The organism is Streptacidiphilus sp. MAP12-33 (assembly GCF_041261265.1).
In the GTDB taxonomy this organism is placed as follows: Bacteria; Actinomycetota; Actinomycetes; order Streptomycetales; family Streptomycetaceae; genus Streptacidiphilus.
On the sequence record NZ_JBGCCA010000002.1, the window covers coordinates 136,159 to 150,344 of the forward strand.

The 14,186-nt window shown below is 67.8% G+C and carries 14 protein-coding genes and 1 tRNA gene; 7 read left to right on the forward strand and 8 right to left on the reverse strand.

Annotation, left to right across the window (positions count from 1 at the left end; genetic code table 11):
• The first annotated feature begins 202 nt into the window (after positions 1–202).
• Both ABH931_RS03390 and ABH931_RS03395 read left to right on the forward strand, forming a co-directional pair.
• Complete coding sequence (locus tag ABH931_RS03390; protein WP_370109703.1) at positions 203–1,417, forward strand: helix-turn-helix domain-containing protein; 1,215 nt, start codon at positions 203–205, stop codon at positions 1,415–1,417.
• Positions 1,418–1,435: 18 nt separating this feature from the next.
• A complete protein-coding gene (locus tag ABH931_RS03395) occupies positions 1,436–1,927 on the forward strand; it encodes an NUDIX domain-containing protein (RefSeq protein ID WP_370109705.1) in 492 nt (163 codons plus the stop codon).
• A gap of 832 nt (positions 1,928–2,759) precedes the next feature.
• Here the strand turns inward: ABH931_RS03395 and ABH931_RS03400 are convergent.
• From ABH931_RS03400 to ABH931_RS03410, 3 genes are all read right to left on the reverse strand, one after another.
• Positions 2,760–3,302 (reverse strand): hypothetical protein, encoded by a 543-nt coding sequence (locus ABH931_RS03400; protein ID WP_370109707.1) that lies wholly within the window; start codon positions 3,300–3,302, stop codon positions 2,760–2,762.
• A gap of 8 nt (positions 3,303–3,310) precedes the next feature.
• Positions 3,311–4,222 (reverse strand): DUF6731 family protein, encoded by a 912-nt coding sequence (locus ABH931_RS03405; RefSeq protein ID WP_370109709.1) that lies wholly within the window; start codon positions 4,220–4,222, stop codon positions 3,311–3,313.
• 160 nt (positions 4,223–4,382) lie between these two features.
• On the reverse strand, positions 4,383–4,862 hold the full coding sequence (locus ABH931_RS03410) for a hypothetical protein (protein ID WP_370109710.1): 480 nt from the start codon (positions 4,860–4,862) through the stop codon (positions 4,383–4,385).
• Between the two features lie 343 nt (positions 4,863–5,205).
• On the opposite strand from ABH931_RS03410, the gene ABH931_RS03415 reads away from it, so the two are divergent.
• Positions 5,206–5,285 (forward strand) — tRNA-Cys (locus tag ABH931_RS03415).
• A 220-nt stretch (positions 5,286–5,505) separates the two neighbouring features.
• Here ABH931_RS03415 and ABH931_RS03420 read toward each other — a convergent pair.
• The 3 genes from ABH931_RS03420 to ABH931_RS03430 form a co-directional block, all read right to left on the reverse strand.
• Positions 5,506–5,835, reverse strand: coding sequence for a hypothetical protein (locus ABH931_RS03420; protein ID WP_370109712.1), 330 nt, complete (start codon positions 5,833–5,835; stop codon positions 5,506–5,508).
• Between the two features lie 208 nt (positions 5,836–6,043).
• Positions 6,044–6,184 (reverse strand): hypothetical protein, encoded by a 141-nt coding sequence (locus ABH931_RS03425; RefSeq protein WP_370109713.1) that lies wholly within the window; start codon positions 6,182–6,184, stop codon positions 6,044–6,046.
• 647 nt (positions 6,185–6,831) lie between these two features.
• A complete protein-coding gene (locus tag ABH931_RS03430) occupies positions 6,832–7,557 on the reverse strand; it encodes a hypothetical protein (protein WP_370109714.1) in 726 nt (241 codons plus the stop codon).
• Between the two features lie 275 nt (positions 7,558–7,832).
• Here ABH931_RS03430 and ABH931_RS03435 point away from each other — a divergent pair, with 275 nt between their 5' ends.
• From ABH931_RS03435 to ABH931_RS03445, 3 genes are all read left to right on the forward strand, one after another.
• Entirely contained in the window at positions 7,833–8,159 is a 327-nt protein-coding gene (locus ABH931_RS03435; protein ID WP_370109716.1) for a hypothetical protein, read from the forward strand.
• A gap of 423 nt (positions 8,160–8,582) precedes the next feature.
• On the forward strand, positions 8,583–9,293 hold the full coding sequence (locus tag ABH931_RS03440) for an LppX_LprAFG lipoprotein (protein ID WP_370109718.1): 711 nt from the start codon (positions 8,583–8,585) through the stop codon (positions 9,291–9,293).
• Entirely contained in the window at positions 9,290–10,891 is a 1,602-nt protein-coding gene (locus ABH931_RS03445; protein ID WP_370109720.1) for an MFS transporter, read from the forward strand. The genes ABH931_RS03440 and ABH931_RS03445 overlap by 4 nt, the downstream gene beginning before the upstream one ends.
• 269 nt (positions 10,892–11,160) lie before the next feature.
• Here ABH931_RS03445 and ABH931_RS03450 read toward each other — a convergent pair whose 3' ends face one another.
• Positions 11,161–11,811 carry a Type 1 glutamine amidotransferase-like domain-containing protein gene (locus ABH931_RS03450; protein WP_370109722.1) on the reverse strand — a complete coding sequence of 217 codons (651 nt, stop codon included), beginning with the start codon at positions 11,809–11,811 and terminating at the stop codon, positions 11,161–11,163.
• Between the two features lie 19 nt (positions 11,812–11,830).
• A complete protein-coding gene (locus ABH931_RS03455) occupies positions 11,831–12,709 on the reverse strand; it encodes a GNAT family N-acetyltransferase (RefSeq protein ID WP_370109724.1) in 879 nt (292 codons plus the stop codon).
• Between the two features lie 357 nt (positions 12,710–13,066).
• Between ABH931_RS03455 and ABH931_RS03460 the strand changes: the two genes are divergently transcribed.
• Positions 13,067–14,134, forward strand: coding sequence for a hypothetical protein (locus ABH931_RS03460; protein WP_370109726.1), 1,068 nt, complete (start codon positions 13,067–13,069; stop codon positions 14,132–14,134).
• The last annotated feature ends 52 nt before the right edge of the window (positions 14,135–14,186 follow it).

The window sequence follows — 14,186 nt, forward strand, 5'->3', positions numbered from 1 at the left end:
AGCTCGGCAGTGTTGTTGATCCGCAGTACGAGGTCCAGCCGTTCAGCCGGGGTCAGTGCCATCTTTCCCCCTTGACACGGTGCCAGTTCCGCTCAACCCCTTTGGGGTTGAGGAAAACGCTAGGTCCGGCCGGAACAACCACCCCGGAAAATCCTTCCGGGGTGCCGAGGATGAGCGGGGGCAGCCTCTTCACATGCGAGGAATGACGACGAATCTCACCATCGGTGAGCGCGTGGCCTGGTACCGGCGACGCCGTGGCATGTCCCAAGAGGTCTTGGCCGGCCTGGTGGGCAGGACCGTTGACTGGCTCAGCAAGGCCGAGAACAACCGGATCGAGCTTGACCGCCTCTCGGTCATCAAGTCCCTGGCCGACGCCTTGGACGTCTCCCTGGGTGACCTGCTCGCCGAGCCGAGCTTGCTGGAGTGGACCCCGGACAGCGGACAGCGGACGGTCCCCGCCCTCCGATCCGCCCTGATGAACTACCGCCAGCTCACTCCGCTGCTCGGAGTCCCGACCGAGGGCGAGCCGTCCCCACTCAGCGAACTCCGCACCAACGTCGCCGAAGTCTGGGACGCCTACCAGGAATCCAGGTACGGCTTCGCTACCCGCCGACTGCCTCTCCTGCTCGCTGACGTTCTCATCGCAGCCCAGGCGTACGAGGGACGCGACCGGGAGCGCGCGCACGAGCTGATGGCGATGACCTACCAAGGCGCGGCCATGGTCCTTACCAAGTTGGGCGAGGTCGACCTCGCGTGGATCGCGGCGGATCGTGGGCTGGCAGCCGCGCAGCAGTCGGGCAATGGCGTCGTGATCGGCTCCCTCTTCCGCTCGGTCACGCACTGCCTGCTGTCCAACGGTCGCTACGACTCGGCCATCCAACTCGTGAACGATGCCGGCGGCTACCTGCAATCGGGACTAGGCGACGCGAGCGCCGAGTACCTGTCCATCTACGGCACGCTCTTCCTGACTGGGGCCATGGCCGCCGCGCGGGCCGAAGATCGAGCCACAGCGCGAACCTTCCTCGACGAGGCGGACACGACCGCACGACGCCTCGGCGGAGACGCCAACCACATGTGGACCGCCTTCGGCCCGACCAACGTCGCGATCCACAGGGTGGCCACGGCCGGCGAACTCGGCGACATGCAGGTGGCCATCGATCTGGGCCCGCAGGTGGACACCAGTGGCCTCCCCACCGAGCGCCGGACTCGCCACAACCTGGAGATGGCCCGTGCGTTCAGCGCCAGGAACCGGATAGACGAAGCACTGGAGATGATCCTCCAGGCCGAGACATGGGCACCCGAGCAGGTCAGGAGCCACTACCTCGCGCGTGAACTCGTCCTGGGATGGGTCCGGAACCAGCGCGGTCGACCGAGCCGGCCCATGGCCGACCTGGCGCAACGGCTGCACGTCGTCTGACCGGGATAGTCTCGGGGTATGTCAGCGAACACGTCTCCGGCAGAGAGCAAGATGGCGCACCCGCGGATGGCAGCGGGTGCGCTTTTCTTTGACCCGGAGGGGCGCGTCCTCATGGTCCAGCCGTCCTACAAGGACTACTGGGAGATCCCTGGCGGGTACATCGAGACCGGCGAGTCTCCCCTACGGGCATGTGAGCGCGAGGTGTGGGAGGAACTGAGGATCACGCCTCGAATCGGTGCCTTGCTCGCGGTCGACTGGGCCCCCAGCGAGAGCGAGGGGGACAAGGTCTTGTACATCTTCGACGGCGGCGAGCTCGGGTCTGACGAGTTGGATCGGATCCAACTCCAGCCCGAGGAGCTGATCACCTTTCGGTTCGTCGAGCCGGGACGAGCGGGTGAGCTAACCATCCCCCGATTGGCAAGGCGGATCGCCGCGGCTGCGGCGGCTCGGCAGGCGGGCGAGACGGTGTATCTGGAACACGGCCAGGTTCCCGGCAGCATCGCGGCGTAGCCGCCCTCGGCGAGAGCTGTGATGACTTTCTCTACTGAGTCAAGGCGCTCGCTCCGCTCGCGCGTCACCCCTCCCCCGCTTGCCTGAGGGTTCCCGCGGAAGGCCGCAGCCAATGACCGCCGACCTACCGAGAGCGCTGCCCCGCGCGCCCAGGACGCTGCTTCGAGCCTGCCCCGTCCCGCCACGATCGGCGCCCTCTCCCCGGAGCGCTGCCGCAGCTGCGAGTAACGGAACAGATGGGTGGGCAAGCAGCGGCAGGGCACATCAGCGCGGGCAAGGTTGCCGCTCAACGATTCCCGGAACTCACGGGAGGGCGTTCAACTACGCAGAACGTGTCGCGCAGAGCGCGGGCGTCGGCCCCTCGCCGACGCCCGCCCGCCCCCATATGTCTTCGCCGGGGCGGGCGAACGCCGGCGGTGGCCGTGCCCCGCAGGAGCGGGGGCGTAAAGCAGTCCGGGGCTGGGAGCGAAGCTCACCGATAGATTTGATCAACCACACCCACCGTCCGGGCCGGCGGGGGCACGTCCAGGGCGCCGGTCGCACCGGGGCGGGACAGGCCCGGAGCCACTACCAGGGACAGGCCGAGCAACGCGTTCAGCGGGTGGACGGCCATGGGGCTCTGCCCCATACCCCGGCCCTCTCAAGGAGCCATCTGCATTAGCCAGAGTGAGTGATGAGCTGGGAGTTGCGGCCCGTTCTCCTCGATCAGGCCCCGGAGGCGTACTGGGAACCTCCCAGGGCCGCCAGGCCAAGCCCAAGGGTCACACAGTGAGCCTGGCGGCCCTGGGAGAACCCCAGTTCGGCAAAGCTGCCCGATCGAGGAGAACACGCCTTACGTCTGAGCTCTGTCAGCGCGATTGCGCTCCAATACGGCAAGCCCCATGCCCAAGCCTCCAAGCAAGAGCCCGATCGCCGCCGAGCAAGCAGCACAGAATGCGAGATTGGAGATAACGAGATTTCCATATCGCTTCGAATCCGCGGCGATACCAATCGTAGAGACAACCAGCACTATCAGCAGCATTAGACTTGACGAGAGAAAGGTGCCAATCACATTCATTCGCGCATTGGCTAGATCTTCCTCTCGCCTCTTCGCAGCTTGACCCTCAACGCTTCGCTGCCCAAAGACGGCCAAGATTGCAACCGCAGCAAGGGCAAAGCCAAGCAACCCGCTGGACGAGCCAGTTAGGGACGAGTACACCTGCTGCCTTACGTCCGGCTCAGAGTGCTCCAACAACCCCCGCCAGTGAGCAAAGCGGCGAAGCGAAATCATGACGACTTCGAAAAACAGAAACACGAAGAACGGCATGAGCCACAAATGGTGATCGCACCATTTGATTGCCCGTTTCGGTAGCGACAACACGGTACCAAGCTGCATCTTCCCCCCTAGTCGCCCCGCAACAGCTGAGCGTGAACAGAGCGCTCCAGAATGCCCGTGTTTCGAAAGTTTTTATAGGCACTTTCGATAGCACCGAAGACGTCCGCGCTGCGGGGCGCGGATGGCATTGCCGGATTCGGAGTGAACTGCGCATCCGTATGCAGTCGCTCGCTAAGGAGGTTCACCTCCTCCACGCGATTGCTCGCAGGATTCTTCCCCCGAATCACCAGCTTTTCAATTAGATCGTTGCTATTCTCCGCGAGTTCAAATACGGCATCATCAACAGCCTGGTCGAGGAACCTGTCTCGCGGCCCCGTCTTGCCCATGCTCAGCGCAAGCCGGACAATCGGCACCTTCTCGCGTAGCGCCTGAGGCCAGAGGACACCGATCGTTCCACCGGAACTCGGCGAATATTCAGCGCGAGTGAATGCAATCTCGGCACTTCGAAGCCGGCCCTTCAGCGGCTTCATTCTCTCGATCATATTCGGCGTGAATAGCGGCTCGAAGCTAATATTCTCGTGCAGCTTCTTCCTCAGAAAATGCGATAGGCGGCCCGGTCGAGGCGCGTTTCCATGGGCATCCTGCGCCGCGTACCCATCAGGGAAGATCATGACGTGAGTAAGGTCAACCGGATACTGGTCGTCATCCATCTGGATTGCAGTCACAGGCTGCCCCGGGGACCACTGCAGCGGTCGATTCTCCGGCAACCTCAGGGCATAGAGGTTGATGCGCGTGGGCTTGTCCGAGTCTCCAACTTCTAGGACCTCTACCGCCGTTGCAAAGTCACCCTGCTCCAGAACGGCAAAGTTGCTATCCGCCGCAATCTGACCGGCCAGCTCAGCCATGACGCGATGGAGATCAAAGCTCGCCTGGGCGTCCGCGGCGAGCCAACGATAGAAGATGATCTTACGCTGCAGCATGATCGCATAATACTCGCAGGTCGCGGCGCCGGTCGGTCGATCCCGCCGAAAACCTATGAAACCAGAACCGAGCGCGACACTCGCAATCGAACTGTAGAACTACTCTCATCCAGTTGCATGCCCCCACCGTAGAGCACGCCACTGACACTGCGGGCAGACGTCATGCGCTCCGTCGCACCTCGGGAAGCGGCAGCGGCTCGTGATGATGCCAAATCAACTGTCGGTCCTCCGTCCGCAGCTCAGCAGTACCCCACTCCAGACGCATCAAGCCGTGCTCCATGGAGCAGGCGTAGGCGACGAGCACCAAGCCGACGTCGGGGTCAAGCTGACTCAGGTCCCGGTGGACATCCCCGGTATCGGCTTCGAGCTCCAGGCCAAGGTCCAACTCTCCCTGCATGGGCTCGGGGCCGTGCCGGCGGATGAGTTCAGCCCGCAAACCCGTCGCTCGTCGCAACCGTGCAGCCGTGACCGGGACATTGCTCTTGGCGTAGCGAATCGGGTAGAGCACCTGGTTCCGAATCACCATCACCGTGCGGGCTTGGAGGCGTACAGGCGTCGCGTCAGGCAACGTCTCCAATCCAGCTGCGAGTTCCTCGTACTGGACCGCATGGAGGCCGTGGCCGTACGCCTCCAAGGTCAACGTGTGAACGCCCTGGTGCCCCTCTCGTGCTCGCTCGTGAGCCCGTGCGAGGCAGCCGGGCACGAGGCGACAGAGTGGCTCTGCCAGGTCGCCAAATGTCCCCCGCGCCCATGATGAGATCGGCTGTGCTCCCCCCACGTTCGTCCTCCCCATGTCCGTTACGCTGAGGCAGACTTCCTCGAACGACGGTGAGGTCTCACGTCATGTTCTGCAAGGGGGCATGACAGGCGCAGACGGCGCACTCCATCGATGGCTCGACCTGACATCCCTCGTTGACATCAACGCTCGGACACACACGCGGTCTGCTGCGCCCTGCTGCAGCCAGTCGTTCACCCGCAGGTCCGGGATGGACTCACGTTCCAGACAGGCTCGGTCGAGCTTACAAAGCAGATGTCGGCGGTTCGAATCCGTCTGTGCCCACCAGCTCTGAACAGCAGCGGAGCCCCACACCATGATCGGCGTGAGGCTCCGCGTGCCACTTACGTGCCAGATGGGCCCGCGTCCGGCGGACCGGCTTCCCTGGCTTCTTTGATCACCTGCCCGAGCTTGTCCGCGATGAAGCGATCCCGACCGGCGGTGAACCGCTCCGGGCGTCGGTGCGGCCGTGACTGCTCAGGCAAAGCGGCTCCCGGAGGGTACTCAGTCACCCAGGCCCGTTCCGATCTGCAGGCACAGCGGCTTCCAGCAACGCCGCACGACACCGCTCGGCCTCTGCGGTCACGATCTCCATGAATCTGGCCAGGACCGCCAACGGGAGGTCGAGCTCCTTCGCATCGAAGTGAATGGTGGGCTCAAGCGAGAGATCCTCATCCGGCACGAGCGCGAAGACCACGGCGTTGCCTGGCAGCCACCCCTGCGTTGTCTGCGGATCAGGGCGCGCACGGCTCAGCTCGAAGCACCAGGCATCATCCGGCAGCGAGTAGATCGACTGAATCGCATAGCGGACCCCGCCGTGATCCCAGTAGTCAGCCATGGCCCGATGCTCCCACACCGCGCCGCGCCATCCGCGTGCCAGAAGGGGCGGGGAGCAGCAGGACATGGCGGAGATCACCGGGGGCTGAACATGCGGAAGGCCCCGGACCGACTTTGCTGGTCACAGGGCCTACCGGCTTCCACGTGGCGGGTGCAGGGTTCGAACCTGCGTAGCTTGCGCGGCAGACTTACAGCCTTTGCGGCGACTCTCAGTGCACGACGACACCCGGCATCAGGGCCACGAGTCCAGACAGGAAGCTCCCGACCGCAGCCAAGGTCACAAGACTCGCCTTGCCGTCCGAGAAGAGCCCGCTGCAGAACTCCCGCACGTGGCGACGGAGGATCAACATCTTCAACTTCTGCCACCGGTGCTGGCGTATGTGACATCCGAGCAGCAGTCCCGATGCGTTGTTTCGGCAGCCGTCTGCCCGTCCCCTCACGGGTGCACCGCAAGTCACTGGGGCCTGAAGGAGGCTCCACACCAGGCAGAGCACCGACAGGCCCACGATCACGGCCGGGCCGGCAGCCGAGTTGATCCACGCTGCGATGAGCAGCGCCGCAGACATGACGCCCCACCACTTTCCAAGGCCACCGAAAGCCCCACCCCGCCCAGTCGTCATGGGCCGATGCATGCCACGTGAGTCTCATGCTCATGCCGCCTGGCCGAACGCTTGGCTGAATGACATCCCCAGCTGTCCAAGGACCAAGCGCCGTGGAGGCCCTCTGAGCCTCTCGTACGCCCCGACACCCCCCCAGGACTCTCAGGGACGTCTGTTGGTCTCTACGGTGCGCTCCAGGCCCGCGCAAGAGGCTGGCCGCCGTGCCCCTGGCGTGCCCGTTGCAGAGGGAAGCCAAGGGAAGCAGCGGGGAATCAAGGTCAGCCTCATGAGAATGCCCACTTCAGCGGGTTGCCAGGTAGGCGGCCAGGCCGAAGCCGGGACTTCCAAACTAGGGCCCCGACGGGGAATGAGACCCGAAGCGGTGCTGCCGCCGCGAGCTACACGGGCACGTTCGTCGTGTCGACCGGCTGAGGATGATTGGAGGTGAGCTGGGCGACCGCGAGTGGCACCAAGGCGGCGACGGCGTCGTTGTCGGCCGGGTATACCGGGACCATGGGGCTGATCACGACCAGCGCGTCACCGACTCGCACGACTATTGCGTCGCTACGCTGAGCGACCCCAGGGAACCGGCTGTAGTGGGTCACCGTACGGATGACCAGGCTCTCGTCACCGAGATGCGGTCCGTCAACCGACGTAAAGGTGGAGGTATCCGTGTGGGTCCCCGAGCCTGAAAGGATCACCGTCGTGCAGTGCGTGGCGTCCGCGCGCATGGCCTGCATGGCACGATGTGCGCCGCCCGTGCGGAACGAGTAGAGCGCCTCCTCGCCGCCGCTTCCCCCACGGGCGTTGCGGGGGCCGGTGAGTTCAGCGGAGGCGGAGCCGACGGCACCGGTGGTTGTGGCGTCCACGAGGTCCTGCCCCACCATGAAGTGGCACTCCGGGGAGGAGTCAGGTCCGCCGACGAAGCCCTCCGGGAACGGCTGAGCAGTCCAGCCGTTGGCCATGCTGAAGGGGAGTAGATGCGTGCGCAGCTCCGCGTCCGATGCTGGCGGCTTGGCAGGGGCCGGCTGCTTGTCCCCGGCCTGCACGCCGCACGCGGTCACGGCAACCAGCATCGCCACGCCGGTCGACAGGGGGAGCACCCCTCTGCGCCGCACGAACACACGTCCTCCCCGATGGGTTGCATAGCGATCAAGGCGGGAACGCTAGCAGACGACTTCCGGTCAGGGCGCGCCATATGTACAGCACGGAAGTACAGCAACCGAGTCGACCACAGCCGACCGGCCCCGACCGCAGAAGCGTGCTTGACCTGGGCGGGAGTCCTCAGCGACCGAACTGCCGGTAGTTTGCATTGAGGGGGTCAGCTCTGCTGCCCAACCGGAGGGGTCCCGCGGATATCACGTGGACGCTCACCCAGGGGTCTGGCTACCTTCACTGCATGGAGCAGGAGCACCCCCTCGTGCGCGACGTCTTCCCGGAACTCATCAGCGAGCTGATGGCCCTCTTGGAGGACGAAGGGGAACGCGAACTGTCAATCTGCGCGTGGGATCTGCGCTTGTTCGGCGAGTGCGGCTGCGGTGATGACTTCTGTCAGAGCATCCGGACTTCGGACCACCCACAGGGACAGCCCTACGGAGCCGGCCATCGGTGTGTTCCCCTCTCCCCCTCCACGGGCATGCTGATCCTGGACGTCGTGGATCATCGCATCGTGTACGTGGAGGTTCTCCAGCGGCCCACCATGCGTCGGCAAGACCTCAAGTCCTGAGGTTGTCCCGGGCGCGTGCCAGAACCGTGCCAGGACGGCGGGCGGCCGGCGGGGAACAGCGGGCAGTCACGGGAACGCGCACTGCGAGAGCGCAGCTCAGAGCTTCGCAGGTCGGACGGGACCTGCCCGGGGGGCTTACAAAGCAGATGTCGGCGGTTCGAATCTCTCCGTGCCCACCAGCTCTGAACAGCAGGGGAGCTGCACGCCATGATCGGCGTGAGGCTCCGCGTGCCACTTGCGTGCCTTCGTTCCTCGAGTCGGATGACGCGGGTCGACACAGGGGCAGCCGACCTGCGGCCTCGATGTGCAGCTCTCGCACCGGAGCGGGGCCATCCGGCATCTCAAGTGATGTCTCGTCAGCTAATTGCCCGTTGTGCCGTGTAACCACTGCCGCTGACGTCGTGTCACCTCTAGCATCCGACTATGCGAACCCCCAGGACCCTCGCAGTCGCCATGGTCGTCCTCGCGCTCCCGCTCGCCGCCTGTTCCAGCGGCGGCGGCAGTGGCAGTGGTGGCACGGAGACGAGCAACCTTCCGGCGGCCGCCCAGCTGCTGAGCAGCGGTGCGACGGCGATGACAGCGGTGCAGTCGTTGCGGTTCTCCATCGACGCGAGCGGGCAGATCGCGGGGCTGGCCTTGCGCAGCGCCACCGGGCAGCTGACCCGGGCCGGGAACGCGCAGGGCCATGCCTCGGTGTCGGAGAGCGGTGCGCTGGTGGAGATCGACTTCGTCATCATCGGCTCCACCGCCTACATCAAGGGTGCGACCGGCGGGTACAGCAAGGTCCCGCTCGCGGTCGCCGCCTCGCTCTACAACCCCGCGGCGATCCTGGACCCGGACAAGGGCGTCGTGAAACTGCTCCAGACGGCGACCGCCGCGCGGACGGTGGACCGGGAGACGCTGGACGGGCAGGCGGTCTACCACGTGAAGGCGCTGCTGGCGCAGCCGGTGCTGGCCACGCTGGTGCCCGGCGACTCGCAGAGCGAGCAGGGCGACTTGTGGCTGACGGTCTCCTCCTCTCAGCTCGTGAAGGTCTCCTTCCCGGTGCAGACGGCATCGGGGGGCAGCGGCTCGGTGACGGCCTCGTTCTCCGACTTCGACGCGCCGGCCGCGATCACCGCGCCGTCGTCGTGACGGACGTCGACGGCGACGGCAACGGCAACGGCAACGGCAACGGCAACGGCAACGGCAACGGCAACGACGGCAACGCAGGGAGGGCGGCCGCCCGGCGACACGTCGTTCTGGGTGTCACCGCCGTCGTCACGCTCCTCGGGTCGCTGGACGCGTACGTCATCGTCACCCTGCTGAACCCGATCACCGATGAGCTGGGCATCCCGCTCAACCATCTGGAACGGGCCACGGCGATCGTCACCGCCTACCTGCTCGGCTACGTCGCCGCCATGCCGGTGCTGGGGCAGACCGCCGACCGGTTCGGGCCGCGGCGAGTACTGCAGTGGTGCCTCGTCGTCTTCGCGGTCGGCTCGGTGCTCACCGCGAGCGCGCACAGCCTGCCGTTGCTGATCGCGGGACGGCTGGTGCAGGGCGTCGCCGCGGGCGGGCTGCTGCCGGTCGCGCTCGCGCTGGCCGGGCGTCTGTTCCGCGGCCAGGCCAGGCCGGTGGCGCTCGGCTCCGTCGGCGCCGCGCAGGAGCTCGGGAGCGTGCTCGGCCCGCTGTACGGGGCGGGTGTCGCGGCACTGACGAACTGGCGAGGGGTGTTCTGGGTCAACGTCCCTCTCGCGCTGGTGGCGGCGGTGGTGACCTGGTTCACCGTGCCCGCCGAGGCCGCTCCCAAGCCGGGCGGGCTGGACGGACCGACCGAGCCGGACGGGAGTCGACGCGGGGACCTGGTCGGCGGGCTGCTGCTGGCGCTGGCACTCGGGCTGCTGGTAACGGCCCTGGACAACCAGGACCCGCAGCGGTCGGTGCTGCCGAGCTGGGGCCCGCCCATGCTGCTCGGCAGTGCGGTGGCGCTGGTGCTCTTCGTGCTGTGGGAGCGCCGCAGCCAGAACCGCCTGATCGACACCCGGCGGCTCCGGCGCCGCCCCTTCGCTGCCGCGCTGGTGATCAGCTTCTGCGCCGGCGTGGCGTTGCTGGTCACGCTGGTGGACGGGGAGTTCGTGGCGCAGTCGCTGCTGGGCCTGAGCTCGGTGGGCGGCGCGCTGCTGCTGATGTGGTTCCTGACGGCCCTGCCGGTGGGTGCCGTCCTCGGCGGGTTGGCCGGGCGCCGGCTGGGGCACTCGGTCGTGGCCGCGGTCGGCATGGCGATCGCGGCCGTTGGCTACGTCCTGATCGCGGCCTGGCCGCTGGCGGCGTTGAGCGCTCACGTCGGCCCGCTCCCGCTGGCGCAGACCGACCTCGTGATCGCGGGCCTGGGCCTGGGCCTGGTCATCGCGCCGACGGCGGGCGCGGTGCTGGACTCGACGGACCCGGGGCAGCACACCACGGCCTCCGCCGCGGCGGTCGTCGCCCGGACCGTCGGCATGCTGGTCGGCGTGGCCGCGCTGTCGGCGTGGGGGCTGCACCGCTTCCAGACGCTGACGGCCCACCTCGACATGCCCGTCCCGGGCACGGCCGGCTTCGGGCGGGCGTGGCCGGCCTACCAGCACGCGCTGCACGTGGCTCTGCACACCGAGTACAGCGACATCTTCCGGGCGACGGCCGTGGTCTGCGCGATCGGCGCGGCGTGCGCGCTGGGACTCGCCGGGCGGGCGTCTGCCGAGACGTCGCGGTGACTCGTCGGACACAATGAGCCTGTGGAATTCAAGGGTTCACGTCCGGTCGCCCCGCGACTCCTCCTTGCCAAGCGCGTTGGGTGGTTCGAACTGGAGCAGCCCAGGTTCATCCCCGCCGGCTGTCGCTTCTGGACCGAGTCCGACGCACTGGTGGTCGAGGAGTCCACAGGCGAGCAGCGCAGGTATCCGGGCAGCGTGATTCGCTGACGCTGCATCCGCTTGACCTGCCGATCCCCTCGGACCGCACCCGTCGATCCGGAGGCGTGCGGTCAGGGGAGGATGCGCGATTCCTCACCGTCCACGACGAGGACCTGGCCGTCACGCAAGGTGCGGTGCGGGGTGTCGGTCGAGCGGTAGTGGGCGGCGACGCGGCCACAGGCTTCGGTTTCGAAGTGGCCCGGGGAATCGACGTGGGGGACGAAGGCGTGGGGAAGGATGCCGAGGCCGTCCCAGAGCGGTTCCGCACCCCAGGTCTTCGTGACGTCGTCCGGGAAGTCGCAGAGTTCCAGGCCGTGGAGGCTGGGGGCCAGGACGCAGGGGCCGGCGCTGTAGCCGGCGTAGACGAGGGTGTCCTCGCGCACGCGTGAGGTCAGGGCGGTGTCCGCGCCGCTGCGGGACATCGCGTAGCGGAGCATGAAGGCGTTGCCGCCGCGGACCCAGACCGCCGGGAAGTCGGCGAGGGCGTGCGCGAAGTGGTCGGCGGGGCGGTCGAAGAAGTCCCGGAGGTCGAGCTCCTGCGGGCTGAGGCCGAGCTCGGTCAGGGCGTCGGTCTCACGCTCGACGCCCGCGCGGCGGACGTCGGCCGGGGCGGTGTCCATGGCGTTGGCGATGACGGCGATCCGCCCCGCCTCCGAACCGAGGAGTTCGAGCAGCCGGTCGGGGTGGGAGCCGATGCGGAAGGACGACAGGTAGAGGCGCATCCCTGGAACCTAGACCAGGTCAGGCCGCGACCGTGTGGACGAAGCCCAGCGTGGTGAGACCCTCCGACTGGCACAGGCGGTCTGACGCACTGTCGAGTGGGGTCTGCGTCAGCTGGTAGTCCGCGCCGTTGTCCTGCCCCCAGTGCATCGCCGCGCGCCACAGGCGGCGGCCGTGGCCGTGGCCGCGGTGTTCGGGGAGGACAGCGAAGTGCTGGGGCAGGAGGCGGATCGCGCCTGCCGCGTCCTTCATCGTCTCCATCGGGCCGATCGCGCCGATGACCCGCTCGCCGGAGACGAGGGTGAGGATCGGGCCGACCACCAGAGTGCGGTCGCTGAACTGGCGCCATAGGAAGGCGAAGCCGTCTGCCGCCGTCTGGTTGGCGAAGACCTCGAAGCGGGCGCGGACCGGCTCGGGCAGCGACCGCAGGTCCTCGACCCCGTCGACGGGCTGGTCCTCCCCCGGGCGGAAGGTCTTCAGTTGGATCCGGGTCGCCGTGGCGTCGGGCCAGGAGGCGGGCCGATCAGGCGCGCACCACAGCACGCGGGCGCGGTCGACGTCTTCGCGGGCGGCGAGCCTGCGGGCGAGAACGAGCAGCTCGTCGACCGGGGCCTCGGCGTGGCCGTAGTAGTGGACCTTCACCAGGCCGCGTCCCCAGCGGCTGATCGTCGGGATCACGGTCCGCTCGGGGCCGTGCTCGACGTCGCGCAGCAGGACGCTCTCGTCCTTCAGCGCCGACCACCGGTGGTCGGGGTCGTACGGCAGGAACCGGGTGGTGCCGGCCAGCGACAGCACGTCGGCCAGCAGTTCCGAGCCGAGGACGTCCGGGTGGACAGGCCCGAGGGTCGGGACGTAGGGAACGCGCATCACGGGCCGCAGCCAGTCCCACAACAGGTCCATGGCCGCACCCTACTCACCTGCGGCGCGGGGCGCAGTCCCCGACGCGGAAGTCGGTCGGGAGCCCGTCCGGAACCGGACCAGGACCAGGACCGGGCCGGACCGGGGCCGGACCAGGACCGGACCGGGGCCGGACCGGGGCCGGTCGCGGCGGCCGGCGCGGCGGCCGGCGCGGCGGCCGGCGCGGCGGTCGGCGCGGCGGCGGGCGCGGCGGCGGTGGCCGCACTGTGTGATTCACCGGTTTCTGTCCTGGCTGCCTGGGTGATCCACCGATATCTGTGCTTTCTGCCGGACCGTTACAGTCCGTTGCCGCAAGCCCTGTTGGTGTCGTTTCGTTCCGCTTTCAGACTGGAGTCCCCGATGAAGACCACGTTCCCGCCGGTGGTGGGTGCCGCGTTGCTGGCCCTGGCGCTGGCCGCCGCCGTTCCCGGGGTGGCGTATGCGAACAGCGTGAGCGTGACCGTCCGGACCCCTGGCGCCACCGCAGGGCCCACCAGCACGTTCTCCGAGATATCGACCCACGCCGACTGTGCGAGCGGCCTGGTCTCCGGTGGCGGCCTTGACCAGGCGATCGGGACCGGGACGTCGTCCAACGGCAACCACGTGATGGGCACCGAGCCCAGCGCGGACGGCTCGACCGAGTACACCGGCAGCACCGGGGTCGTCGGCACCGACAACACGCACTGGCTCGGGATCGGCGGCAGCGGCGGCGCCGTGAACAGCTCGTTCTCCACGACGCCGTACGCCGTGTGCTTCACCAGCAGCCTGATCGACCACACCCAGATCGTCATGAACAAGGCCGCCGGCCCGACGTCCGCCGCGACGCCGGTGGCGGTCACCGCGACCTGCCCGGCCGACACCGTGCTGCTCGGTGGCGGGGCCCGGACCACTCCGGCGAGCGTCGGCAGCCTCAAGGTGATCTCGAGCTTCCCCACCTTCGAGAACGCCGCCCATGACAACGGGCTGAAGGCCGCGGCCGACGGTGAGACCAACCCGGACTCCTGGACGGCGGTCGGCTGGAACGGCGGCGGTGGCGGGACCACCAACGAGACGTACGCGTACGCGATCTGCAGCGGAAGCGGCATCGACGTCAGCGGCGTGACCGTGAAGGTCCACTACAGCGAGGTCAACACCTCCTCGTCCGCCGGCGCCGACACCCTCGCGACGGTGGGCTGCGGCTCCGACGGAAACCTCGTCGGCGGCGGCGCGGGCGCGAGCGGCGGCAACGTGACGACCACGGACTACTCCGGCCCCGGCTCCGGCGGCGACCACCTCAACGGCAGCTTCCCCAGCGACTCCGGCGGCAACCCCGTCAGCGACGGCACCACCACCGCCTCGTACTGGACCACCGACGCCCACGCGGGCGGCGCGGGCTCCAGCAACACCTACGCGGACGTCTGGGCCCTCTGCGCCAACGACGGCGTGTGACGCCCGCGGCGGACCGTCACGGACCGTCGCTGACCCGATCCCCACCCTTCAC

Coding starts and splice junctions, on each gene's coding strand:
- ABH931_RS03390 (WP_370109703.1), top strand. CDS start 203: ATGACGACGAATCTCACCATCGGTGAGCGCGTGGCCTGGTACCGGCGA.
- ABH931_RS03395 (WP_370109705.1), top strand. CDS start 1,436: ATGTCAGCGAACACGTCTCCGGCAGAGAGCAAGATGGCGCACCCGCGG.
- ABH931_RS03400 (WP_370109707.1), bottom strand. CDS start 3,302: ATGCAGCTTGGTACCGTGTTGTCGCTACCGAAACGGGCAATCAAATGG.
- ABH931_RS03405 (WP_370109709.1), bottom strand. CDS start 4,222: ATGCTGCAGCGTAAGATCATCTTCTATCGTTGGCTCGCCGCGGACGCC.
- ABH931_RS03420 (WP_370109712.1), bottom strand. CDS start 5,835: ATGGCTGACTACTGGGATCACGGCGGGGTCCGCTATGCGATTCAGTCG.
- ABH931_RS03425 (WP_370109713.1), bottom strand. CDS start 6,184: ATGTTGATCCTCCGTCGCCACGTGCGGGAGTTCTGCAGCGGGCTCTTC.
- ABH931_RS03435 (WP_370109716.1), top strand. CDS start 7,833: ATGGAGCAGGAGCACCCCCTCGTGCGCGACGTCTTCCCGGAACTCATC.
- ABH931_RS03440 (WP_370109718.1), top strand. CDS start 8,583: ATGCGAACCCCCAGGACCCTCGCAGTCGCCATGGTCGTCCTCGCGCTC.
- ABH931_RS03450 (WP_370109722.1), bottom strand. CDS start 11,811: ATGCGCCTCTACCTGTCGTCCTTCCGCATCGGCTCCCACCCCGACCGG.
- ABH931_RS03455 (WP_370109724.1), bottom strand. CDS start 12,709: ATGGACCTGTTGTGGGACTGGCTGCGGCCCGTGATGCGCGTTCCCTAC.
- ABH931_RS03460 (WP_370109726.1), top strand. CDS start 13,067: ATGAAGACCACGTTCCCGCCGGTGGTGGGTGCCGCGTTGCTGGCCCTG.